This window comes from Actinomadura chibensis NBRC 106107 (assembly GCF_001552135.1).
Classification (GTDB): domain Bacteria; phylum Actinomycetota; class Actinomycetes; order Streptosporangiales; family Streptosporangiaceae; genus Spirillospora; species Spirillospora chibensis.
Genome location: NZ_BCQP01000036.1, coordinates 159,153 through 169,679, shown reverse-complemented (window position 1 = coordinate 169,679; position 10,527 = coordinate 159,153). Strand labels below are relative to the sequence as shown.

9 protein-coding genes are annotated in these 10,527 nt (G+C 73.6%); 6 read left to right on the top strand and 3 right to left on the bottom strand.

Annotated elements, in window-relative coordinates; all coding sequences use genetic code 11:
* On the top strand, positions 1-1,134 hold a 1,134-nt coding region (locus ACH01S_RS21155; protein WP_083980948.1), incomplete at its 5' end, for an MFS transporter.
* 19 nt (positions 1,135-1,153) lie between these two features.
* Here ACH01S_RS21155 and ACH01S_RS21150 read toward each other — a convergent pair.
* Entirely contained in the window at positions 1,154-2,551 is a 1,398-nt protein-coding gene (locus tag ACH01S_RS21150; RefSeq protein ID WP_169809321.1) for an amidase family protein, read from the bottom strand.
* Positions 2,552-2,725: 174 nt separating this feature from the next.
* Between ACH01S_RS21150 and ACH01S_RS21145 the strand changes: the two genes are divergently transcribed.
* Complete coding sequence (locus ACH01S_RS21145; protein ID WP_067893837.1) at positions 2,726-3,649, top strand: LysR family transcriptional regulator; 924 nt, start codon at positions 2,726-2,728, stop codon at positions 3,647-3,649.
* Positions 3,650-3,658: 9 nt separating this feature from the next.
* Here ACH01S_RS21145 and ACH01S_RS21140 read toward each other — a convergent pair whose 3' ends face one another.
* Entirely contained in the window at positions 3,659-4,429 is a 771-nt protein-coding gene (locus tag ACH01S_RS21140) for a phosphotransferase (protein ID WP_067893834.1), read from the bottom strand.
* 184 nt (positions 4,430-4,613) lie between these two features.
* On the opposite strand from ACH01S_RS21140, the gene ACH01S_RS21135 reads away from it, so the two are divergent.
* Both ACH01S_RS21135 and ACH01S_RS21130 read left to right on the top strand, forming a co-directional pair.
* The gene (locus ACH01S_RS21135; RefSeq protein ID WP_067893832.1) at positions 4,614-5,255 is read left to right on the top strand and encodes a DUF4360 domain-containing protein; all 642 of its coding nucleotides are present in this window, start codon (positions 4,614-4,616) and stop codon (positions 5,253-5,255) included.
* 32 nt (positions 5,256-5,287) lie between these two features.
* On the top strand, positions 5,288-5,926 hold the full coding sequence (locus tag ACH01S_RS21130; protein WP_067893831.1) for a DUF4360 domain-containing protein: 639 nt from the start codon (positions 5,288-5,290) through the stop codon (positions 5,924-5,926).
* 20 nt (positions 5,927-5,946) lie between these two features.
* Here the strand turns inward: ACH01S_RS21130 and ACH01S_RS21125 are convergent, their stop codons facing one another.
* The gene (locus ACH01S_RS21125; RefSeq protein ID WP_067893828.1) at positions 5,947-9,375 is read right to left on the bottom strand and encodes a serine protease; all 3,429 of its coding nucleotides are present in this window, start codon (positions 9,373-9,375) and stop codon (positions 5,947-5,949) included.
* Between the two features lie 42 nt (positions 9,376-9,417).
* On the opposite strand from ACH01S_RS21125, the gene ACH01S_RS44525 reads away from it, so the two are divergent.
* Both ACH01S_RS44525 and ACH01S_RS21115 read left to right on the top strand, forming a co-directional pair.
* Complete coding sequence (locus ACH01S_RS44525) at positions 9,418-9,738, top strand: CU044_2847 family protein (protein WP_067893826.1); 321 nt, start codon at positions 9,418-9,420, stop codon at positions 9,736-9,738.
* Between the two features lie 72 nt (positions 9,739-9,810).
* On the top strand, positions 9,811-10,461 hold the full coding sequence (locus ACH01S_RS21115) for a GNAT family N-acetyltransferase (RefSeq protein WP_067893824.1): 651 nt from the start codon (positions 9,811-9,813) through the stop codon (positions 10,459-10,461).
* Positions 10,462-10,527: the final 66 nt, after the last annotated feature.

Sequence of the window (10,527 nt, the reverse complement as noted above, 5' to 3'; positions counted from 1 at the left end):
CTGGTGCCGGGGAGCCTGGCGCTGATCGACGCCGGGATCCGCGAGGAGGACCGCGGCCGCGCGGTCGGCCTCTGGGCGGGCATGTCCGGGGTGACCTCGGCGCTCGGACCGTTCATCGGGGGCTGGCTGGTGGACGCCGTCTCCTGGCGCTGGGTGTTCTTCATCAACGTGCCGCTCGCGGGCGTCGCCCTCGCCATGACGCGGCACCTCGCCGAGAGCCGCGACCCGACCAGCCGCGAGCGCGGCCGGTTCGACGCCGTCGGCGCGGCCCTCGTGACGCTCGGCCTGGCCGGGGTGATCTACGCGCTGATCGAGGGGCCGAGCCGCGGCTGGCGTCCGGCGACGGTCGGCGCGGCCGTCCTCGGGATCGCGGCGCTGGTGGCGTTCCCGCTGGTCGAGGCGCGGGTGGCGGCGCCGCTGCTGCCGCCGGGGCTGTTCCGCTCCCGGCAGTTCACCGGCGCCAACCTCACCACCCTCGCGGTGTACGCGGCGATGGGCGGGGCGCTGTTCCTGCTCGCGCTGCAACTCCAGCAGAGCCTCGGCTACTCGGCGCTGGAGGCCGGGCTCGCGACCCTGCCGACCACCGTGATCATGCTGCTGGCGTCCCCGCGGATGGGCGCGCTGGCGCAGCGGACCGGCCCCCGGCTCCCGATGACGGCCGGTCCGCTGGTGGCCGGGGCGGGGCTCGCGCTGATGGCGCGCATCGTGCCCGGCGCGGGCTACCCCGCGGCGGTGCTCCCGGCGGTGGTGGTGTTCGGGATCGGGCTGTCGATCACGGTGGCGCCGCTGACCACGACGGTGCTCGCGTCCGTGGCCGAGCGGCACGTCGGGGTCGCCTCCGGCGTCAACAACGCGATCTCCCGGATGGCCGGGCTGCTCGCGGTCGCGGTCCTGCCGCTCGCCGCCGGGCTCGACGCGGGGGCGGGGCAGCCCCTCGGGCCCGGCTTCCCCCGCGCCATGTACATCGCCGCCGGGGTCGCCGTCCTCGGCGGGCTCATCGCGCTCGCCACGGTGCGGACGGCCGCGCCCGTCGAGGCCCACCCGCTGCCGGGCGTCAACCACGCGTGCCAGCACCCGTGCACGCGCACGTCCGAGCGTCCCGCCACCGCGGGCGCCGCCGACGGCTCGCGTTGAGGCGTGCGGCTCGCCCCCCTCAGAGGGGCGGACGGGGCAGCGGCGGCAGCGCCCGCTCGACGGCCTCGCCGATGGCGAGCAGCCGGGCGTCGGACGCGGCGGGCCCGACGAGCTCCAGCCCGACCGGCAGGCCGTCGCGCGACAGCCCGGACGGGACCGACAGGCAGGGAAGCCCCGCGTTGCTCGGCGGGTCCGTATTGCGGACGTAGGTGAGGAACGTATCGACTTCGGCGCCGTTCAGGTCGACGGTGCGGTCCTCCCCGGCGGGCCGGTGCGGGCGCGCGGTCAGCGGCGTCGTCGGCACGACGATCGCGCTGACGTCGTGACCCGCGAAATAGCCCGCGTAGGCCGCCTGAAGCGCCGGACGATGCACGACGAGCGCCTTCCGGTACGCGGCGGGCGGCACCAAATCCTCCAGGACGGATTCGAGCGCTTCCCGAACCTGCGGAATGGCGATCCGGCGGACCAGTTCCCGCAGCGTCACCGGCGCGTCGTGCCGATATAGATAGGCGGACAATTCACGTCCGGCCTCGTAGAGCACCACGGTGGAGCCGACCAGGTCGTTGAGCGGCGCCACGTCGGGGACGTCGCGCTCGACGAGCACGGCGCCCCGGGCGGCGAGCGCGGACAGCGCGCTCTCGGTCACGGCGGCGACGTCCGGGTCGAGGTCGTCGTAGAAGTGGCCGCGCGGGACCCCGAGCCGCAGCCCGGCCAGCTCGGCGGTGCCGGGATCGGCGCCGGTCGGCGCGCAGATCCCGTCGATGAGGCGGACGTCGGCCACCGACCGGGCGAGCGGCCCGGCCGTGTCGCGGGTGGACGAGAGCGGCACGACCCCCCGCCCGTCGTAGCGTCCGTGGGTCGGCCGGAAGCCGACGCACCCGCACAGCGCGGCCGGGACGCGGCAGGACCCGCCCGTGTCGCCGCCGAGCGCGGCCGGGACCAGCCCCGCGGCGACGCCCGCGGCGGTGCCGCCGCTGCTCCCGCCCGGGATGCGGTCCTCGGCGTAGGGGTTGCGGACGGTGCCGAACGCCGGGCTGTTCCCCGTCATCCCGAGCGACAGCTCGCCCGGCGCCTGCTTTCCCATCAGCGTGCCGCCCGCGTCGAGGAGCCGCCGCGCGACCGGCGCGTCCCGTCCCGGCCGCCATCCGCGCAGGGCCGGTGTGGCGGCCGTCGTCGGAAGGTCCGCCGTGTCGATGACGTCCTTGAGCGCGAACGGCAGGCCGTGGAGCGGCCCGGCGCGGCGCGTTTCCAGCGACCGCCGAACGAGGTCCGGATCGTGCGAGACATAGGTGTTCAGCCGCGCGAGCCGCGCGGTGCGCTCGATCAGCGCCTCGACGTACTCGGGGAGTTTCAACTCGCCCGCGCGGAGCCGCCGGACGGCTTCGACGGCGGACAGCCAGTGCGGTTCCTCCGACACCGGGCTCACCTGGCGCCGGAGCCGAATACCGCGATCTCCGTCACGACGTGTTCCTTTCCGCGTCCAACTGCAAGGACATCGTGACTCCTCTTGGGGATGGGCGGCCTGTCTCCAACGCTAGGAGTGAGTGATGATTAAGGTCAGTGCATCTTTGCTAGGGCTACTTTTACTCACGTGCACTTGGACCTGAACCTGCTGGTCGCGCTGGACGCGCTGCTGGAGGAGAACAGCGTCGCGGGCGCGGCCGAGCGGCTGAACCTGTCCGCCCCGGCCGTCAGCCGGACGCTCGGCCGGATCCGGCGCGTTACCGGCGACCAGATCCTCGTGCGGGCCGGGCGCTCGATGATCCCGACGCCGTACGCGCTGGAGGTCCGCGGGGAGGTGCACGAGCTCGTCCAGCGGGCGCGCGGGGTCCTGCGCCCCGGCCACGGCCTCGACCTGGCCGGCCTCGACCGGGCGTTCTCGGTGCGGGGCCACGAGGCGCTCACGACGGCGATCGCACCCGCGCTGCTCGCGACCGTCCGGGCCGAGGCGCCCGGCGTCGCGATCCGGCTCCTCGCCGAGGCGGGCGGCGACACCGGTGAGCTGCGGCACGGCCGCGTCGACCTGGAGATCGGCTCCACCGAGCCGGACGCGCCGGAGATCAACCACGTGACGATCGGGCACGACCGGCTCGTCGCGGCGGCCCGTCCCGGCCACCCGTGCGCCGAGGGAGGGCTGACCGCGGCGCGGCTCGCCGCGGCCGACCACGTCATCGTGTCGCGGCGCGGACGGCTCCGGGACCCGGTCGACGTGTCCCTCGACGCGCTCGGTCTGCGCCGCCGCGTCGTCGCGTCGGTGCCGACGAGCACGGCCGCGCTGTACCTGGTCGCGGAGAGCGAGCTGGTCGTCGCGGTGCCCGAGCGCATGTGCCGCCCGCTGCTCGCCAGGCTCGGGCTCCGCACCCGGCCGCTGCCGTTCGCGCTGCCGCCCGTCCCGATCATCATGGCGTGGCACCAGCGCCACGACAACGACCGGCCGCACCTGTGGCTGCGCGACCGCGTCCGCGCGGCGCTCGCCTCTCACGAGTTTCACGAGCGGAACACGGGACGGACCTGAGGCCGCCTTTCAGCCGCGCCAGAATTCGGCGGGAAGCGTGTCGATCTCGGCGGCGGCCTTGTCGAGGTCGGCGGCGAACGGCAGCAGGTTCGGCTGCCCGGCCGCGGCCATGCGGCGGATGACGGCGGCCTGGCGGCGGGCCCGCCCGGTGACGGCGCCCGCGAAGGCGGCGCGGTCGCCGTCGTAGCCGTAGGCGTCCAGCAGGAGGTGCAGGCGCCGCGACCGGTCCTCGAACTCGGTGAACCCCTGAAAGGCCGCGACGTGCCGGGCCTGCAGCGGCACCCAGGTCAGCGCCAGGTGGGCCAGGTCGAATTCGCGGGAGGACGGCCCGGCGGTGTCCCAGTCGACGAATCCGACCAGGCCGCTTTCCTCGTCCCAGACCGCGTTGTAGGGCGACGCGTCGTGGTGGCCGATGACCAGTCCGGGCCGCCACGACTGCCCGGCGAGCCAGACCGCGCCGTCCGGCGGGACGAAACCGGCCGTGGTGTCGTGCAATCGGCGCATCCATTCCGCGGCCTGCCGCAATGCCCGGTCGGAATGGGGCCACGCGGGCCAGGGATGCCGTTCCCCGATGGTGTCTCCGTGCAGGAACGTCAGGACTTCGCGCCCCCGCTCGTCGAATCCAAGCACCCGGGGCGCGCCCGCGAATCCGGCGGCCTCCAAGTAGCGCAGGACGGCGTGCACGGCGGGCGTCCAGGGATTGGCCGGACGGTGCACCGTGTCACCGATCCGCACACCGCCGACATGCCTGCCGCCCGGCAACGGCCGTTCTTCGTCCATGGGGCCTCCCGACGCGCTCACGGACCCAGTGTGACCGACCGTTCTCACCACGACAACGGAATTACGCCCCGGCTCGCGCGGCGAAGTTGAATGTTGAAAAAGAAGCTCGACCAATCGATATTGACACATTCTTAACTGCAAAATTAATGTTACGGCAAGCTCCCCGCCCGAAAGGCTCCCGCCGATGAACCACACGGCGCTCGCGGCGCTTCGCGCCGCCGCCCTCGCCCTGCCCGCCCTGCCCGCCCTCGCGTCCGCGCCCCCGGCGGCCGCGGATCCGCCGCCCGGCGGCGCCACCGTCGAGATAGCGACCGTCAACGGCTCCGGCTGCCCGCGCGGGACCGCGGCCGTCGCCGTCTTCAACGACGGCGACGACTTCCGCGTCTCGATCACGACGGAGCCCGCGCGGGCCGAGGCGGGCGGCGCCTCGGCCCCGGCGGACTCCCGGAAACCGTGCCAGGTCAACCTGAAGGTCCACGTTCCCCAGGGATACACGTACGCGGTGCGGCAGACCGACTACAGCGGCGACGCGCACCTGGAGCCCGGGGCCTCGGCCACCCTGAGTTCGAGCGCCTACCTCCAGGGGACGACGCCGCCCAAGCCGGCGACCAGGACGCTCCGCGGCCCGTACTCCGGCCCCTGGCGTTTCGAGATCAGCGAGTCCGAGCCCGTCTTCAGCCCCTGCGGCGAGCAGCGCAACCAGAATTTCGGCGCCGAGTTGCGGGTCGACATGGGCGACTCCGACCCGGCCAAGACGAATTTCATCGAGACGGACGGCAAGACCGTCTACCACTTCGCCTGGAAACGCTGCCCGACCTCAATGTGACGACGAATTCCCGGATTGGAAGGCCCGTTTCAATGAAGCACAGCAAGGCGCTCGCGGCCGCTCTCGGCGCCGCCCTCGTCCTGCCCGCCCTGACCGCGACCGCCGCCGCGGCGGCGGGTCCGGCGCCGGACGACCTCGCTTTCGAGGTGGCGACCCTCACCGGCGGCGGTTGCCCGGCCGGGACGGTGAGCGTCGCCCTCACCAGGGACGACGGCCGCGACGACTTCCTCCTCACCGTGCGGTCCAGCGCCATGCGCGCCGAGGGCGGCGGCGACTCGCCCCAGACCGCTTCCAGGAAGAACTGCCAGATCAGTCTGAAATCCCACGTGCCCGAAGGAAAGACCTTCGCCGTCAGGCAGGTGGATTACAGCGGCGCCGCACACCTGGAGCCCGGCGCCACCGGCACCATGAAGGAGACCCACTACTTCCAGGGCATGCCGGCTAACAATGTCCAGACCAAGACGTTCAACGGCCCGTACTCGGGCGCTTGGGAACACCAGTACCACCTGATCGAGCTCCTCTTCAGGCCCTGCGGCGGGGACCGCAACTTCAACATCAATCAGGAAGTGCGGCTGGAGAAGGGCGGCTCCGATCCGTCCAAGACGAACTTCATGGGCATCGAGGGCACCGGCAAGACGGTCTACCACCTCGCCGTGAAGGACTGCCTATGACGCGCGGGGAACGGTGACCGTCAGCAGACCTTTCCCTTGTGGGCTCCGGCCGGGACGAGCTTCTTGAGGGCGGTCGACTCGGGCATGTTCCCGTAGAGGCGGCACAGGCGCGCCACCTCCCGCCCGGCGTCGGCCTCGGACCCCGCGGCGACGAGGTCCTTGGTCTGCCGCGTCATCGCCGCGAGCCGCGCCGACGCGGGGTTCCCCGGCGTGGGCAGCAGCAGGCCGATCTGGTCGCCGTCGATCAGCGCGTACCCGCCGCCGCCGAGCGGGAGGAGCGTCTGCCACGCGGTCGGGACGCTGAGCGGGGCGAGCCGCCGCCCGTCGGCGAGCGACCAGCGGGTGACGGGCAGGACGCTCGTCTCCCTGAGGAACTCGTCGGTCTCCTTGAGGGACGAGCCGGTCGGCGGGATGAGCCTCCACCACGTGTCGTGCAGGACGGTCCCGGTCGGGTCGAACGCGAGCGCGCCGACCGCCTCCGCGAGGCCCACGTCCCGGAGCCGGGTGATCATGCGGCCGGTGGTCATGTCCCAGAGGTCGAACAGCGTCACCTTGCCGACCTCCACGACCGCCGCGAGCCGCCGCCCGTCCGCGCTGGTGGCCAGCTTCGCGCTGGTCAGGGCGTCTTCGAGGACGCGCGTGCGGGGCGGGTCGTCCGGCGAGAGGAGGACCAGCCTGTTCCCGAGCGCCCGCTGGTCGCCGCCGCCCGCGCCGTCCGGGAACTCCAGGAAGTTGACGGCGAGCCCGGCCGGGGTGAGGCGGAACAGCGAGACCACGTCGCGGGGCGTGACCGGCAGCGGGGCGGACGGCAGCTCCTTCTTCTCGCGGACGTTCCAGCGCCGCAGCGTCAGCCGGTCCTTGGACGTGACGGCCGCCGCGAGCGTCCGTCCCGTCTGGTCCAGGGAGAGCTGCGTGGCCTCGCCGCCCTTCGGGAGGAGGACGGCCATCTTCGTCCCGCCGCGCGCCAGATCGGTGACGACCAGGCAGAACCTCTCGGTCGTGAACGCCTCCATGTCGGCCTTGACCACGCACCGGCCCGAACCGGAGTCCTTGATCGAGGCGAGGTAGGTCGCGGCGGCGTAGCGGCCGTCCGCGCTGACCGCGACCTCGCCCGCGATGGTGCCGCCCTCGTCGGGCAGGCGCGCCGGGGTCGCGCGCCCGTTCGCGATGTGCCAGGCGACGGCCTTGTTGTCGGGGGAACGGGTGACCAGCGTCCGCCCGTCGGTGCTGACCTTTCCGGAGAGGTCTCCCCCGGTCTGGCCCTGGCCCTTGAGGTTGACCCAGCCGGTCGAGGTGTCGGGGATTATCTGGGTGAGCTGGACGGTGCCGCTGTAAAGGCGGTGAACGGCCCTGCGGGTGTCGTCGTTGGCGCGCGTCCGGTAGGCGCGGAGCGTGAGGTGCGCGGCCCCGTACGGATCGGAGCCCCGCTGCTGCCTGGCGCGTTCGAGCAGGGTCTGCGCGGCGTTGTCGGTCAGGCCCCGGCTGACCGGAATCCAGATGATGAGAGCGGCGCCGGTCACCACCGCCATCGCCCCGGCGAGCCGCCGCCGGACCGTCCGGCGCCGCCGGACGCTCGCCCTGATGTAGGCGTGCTCGTCCGGGCCGATGTCGTCGGGGTGCCGCCGCGCCTGCCGCAGCGCGTCGGTGAGGTCAGCGCGGGAGAGCAGCCGCGACGGGGGCCGCCCGTGCCGCCGCCACAGCGCGACGCGCTGGCGCAGCGCCTCCTGCCAGAGCCGGAACTCGCGCGCCCGGCCGCCGATCTCGCCGAGCCGCCGCCAGTGCGTCACCAGCGCCTCGTGGACGAGTTCCGCGCTCTGCCCGTCCGCGGGCAGGACGACCAGCCGCGACACCGCCAGCCGCTGCGCGACGCGCCACTGCGCGGGGGCGAGCTGGTCGCGCGGCGCGGTCCGCCGGGTGATCTCCTGCCGGTCGGGGTCGGGCCTGATCAGCTGGATGAGGAGGCGTTCGGCGGCCCGCTGCTCGTCCGGGGTCAGCTCCCCCCACAGGCGTTCGGCGAACCGGTCGAGCCCCTTGCTCACCCCGCCGATCACCGCGTAGGCGTCGTGGGTGAGCAGGCCCCCGGACTGGAGGTCCCACAGTTGCGCCAGGGTGAACTGGAGCAGGGGGAGGCGCCCCGGCCCCACCCCGAGGTCGCGCAGCAGGGTGTCGACGAGGCCGGGCTCGTACTCGACGAGCGGCGTCCGCCGGATCGGCTCGGTGATCGCGGCGCGCAGGCCCGCCGAGGACAGCTCGCCCACGGTGATCGTCCGGTCCCCGGCGACGAACGCGGCGAGGTGCGGGTCGTGCAGGACCGGCGCGAGGTAGTCGGCGCGCAGCGTCAGCAGCAGCGCGAGCGGCGACCCGGGCCGGTCGGCGTAGGCCAGGGCCTTGGCGAAGGCGGCGCGCTCCTCCTCGGGCGCGGTCAGCACCTCCTCGAACTGGTCGACGGCGAGGACCAGGCGCTTCGCGTCCAGGTGGGCCAGCACGGTCGGCAGGAACTCCGGCATGCCGCCGCGTTCCAGGTGGGCGGCCGTCGCGTCGACCCGGTCGAGCCGTTCGGCCGGACGGTCCCGTCCGGGCAGGAGCGCCTGCGCGAGCGCGTGCAGCGGCGTCCGGCCCTGGCCCGGCCGGAACACGACGACCGCCGTGCCGCCGTCCGCGCGCAGCTTCGGCGCGACCCCCGCCTGGACGATGGACGACTTCCCGACGCCGGACGGCCCGGTGACCGCCACCACCGGCCGCTCGGCGACGAGCCTCGTGATGCGCTCGACCTCGTCGGCCCGGCCGAAGAACGAGGCGGCGTGCTCGGCGTCGAACGGCAGCAGCCCCCGGAACGGCGACGGCGGACGGACGGCCTCGCGCAGCTCCGGCCACGCCTCCAGCAGCGTCGCGGTGGGCACGACGTACCCGCTGCGCACGCGCGACCCGGTCCAGGCGGCGACCACCATGCCCACCACGTCGCCGCGCCCGATGTGCCAGACCGGGGTGCCGGAGAACCCGCCCTCGATGGCGAACTGGCTGCCGTCCTCGACGTCGACCTGGAGCCAGCCGTCCGCCTGCGGGCCGCGCAGCACCCCGACGCTCCAGACTCCCCGGTCCTTCCCGTCGGGGAAGCCGAGCATCGCCACGCGCTCGTCGAAGGCGGCCTTGTCGACCAGCGGCGCCACCCGCGTTTCGGGCGGCGCGGGCTGGACGAGTTCCAAGACCGCGACGTCCAACCGCGGATTCCAGACGGCGACCTCCGCCCGCAGCGGATCGTGTCCGAGGAACTCGACCCCGAAACGGCCCTCGGGTCTGCTCCGCGACTCGAACGCGAGCCCGGCGGCGCCGTTCACGACATGGGCGGCGGTGATCAGGAACCGGTCATTGACCGGGAATCCGGCGCCCACCGGCGTCCCGTCCGCGTCGAGGATTCTCGCGACGGAGCGCTTCGGCACGGTCGTCTGCACACGGGCCACGATAAATGCTCCGAATGGCGTACGCTGCGCCATGTGACCCCTCTGGAGATCCCCTTGGAAGACGGCGGCCGCCTGGTCGTCGAAGTCGGCCCGGCGGAACGCGAGGAGATCAGGCAGGTCGGCCGCGCGAGCCGGGTCGTGGAGCAGGCGGGCGCGACGCTGCAGGACGCGCTCGACGGAATCACCCCGGCGGTGGAAAGCATCGCCCGCAGGCTGCGCGCCGTCGAGGACCCGCCCGGCAGAGTGGAAATCACTTTCGGCATCAAGGTGTCCGGTCAGGCCGACTTGATGATCGCCAAGACGACGTCCGAGGCGCATTTCCAGGTGACCGCCGAATGGTCCGACCCGGCCTGATGTGGTCCGCGCCCTGATCGGACCGCCGGAAAATCGGATGTGCTCCGGTCGCGGGATCGCCAGTATGGGGAGATGCTCGTCGATCACTTCCCGCTGGTCGGGCTGCGGCTGCGGACGCCCCGGCTCGAACTGCGGCTGCCGTCGCCGGAGGAGCTCGGCGCGCTGGCCGAGGTGGCGCTGGAGGGCGTCCACGATCCGGAGACGATGCCGTTCCTCGTCCCGTGGACCGACCGTCCGGCCGCCGAGGTCGCGCGGGGCGTCGTCCAGCACCACTGGGCGACGCTCGGCGCGTGGACGCCCCAGGACTGGTACCTCGACCTGGCCGTCTTCCACCAGGGCGCCGTCGTCGGAATGCAGGGCGTGCGGGCCCGCGACCTGGCGATCACCCGCCGGGTGGGCACCGGGTCCTGGCTGGGCCGCCGCCACCAGGGGCAGGGCATCGGCACCGAGATGCGGGCCGCCGTGCTGGAGCTCGCCTTCACCGGGCTGGGCGCGGACGAGGCCGAGTCCAGCGCGTTCGCGCACAACGAGGCGTCCCACGGGGTGTCGCGCAAGCTCGGCTACGAGCTCAACGGCGTCGACCGCCACGCCGTCCGGGGCGCGCTGACCATCGACCACCGCATGCTCCTGACCCGCGCCGCCTGGGAGCGCCACCGGACCGTCCCCGTCACCATCGAGGGGCTCGACCCCTGCCGGGCCATGTTCGGGCTCGACACCGAGTGACGGTGAGCGACGCCGGGTGACGGCTGAGCGGGGGCGGACACTGTCGGTGGCGTCGCGTTTAATCGA

Coding starts and splice junctions, on each gene's coding strand:
- ACH01S_RS21140 (WP_067893834.1), bottom strand. CDS start 4,429: ATGGACGAAGAACGGCCGTTGCCGGGCGGCAGGCATGTCGGCGGTGTG.
- ACH01S_RS21135 (WP_067893832.1), top strand. CDS start 4,614: ATGAACCACACGGCGCTCGCGGCGCTTCGCGCCGCCGCCCTCGCCCTG.
- ACH01S_RS21130 (WP_067893831.1), top strand. CDS start 5,288: ATGAAGCACAGCAAGGCGCTCGCGGCCGCTCTCGGCGCCGCCCTCGTC.
- ACH01S_RS21115 (WP_067893824.1), top strand. CDS start 9,811: ATGCTCGTCGATCACTTCCCGCTGGTCGGGCTGCGGCTGCGGACGCCC.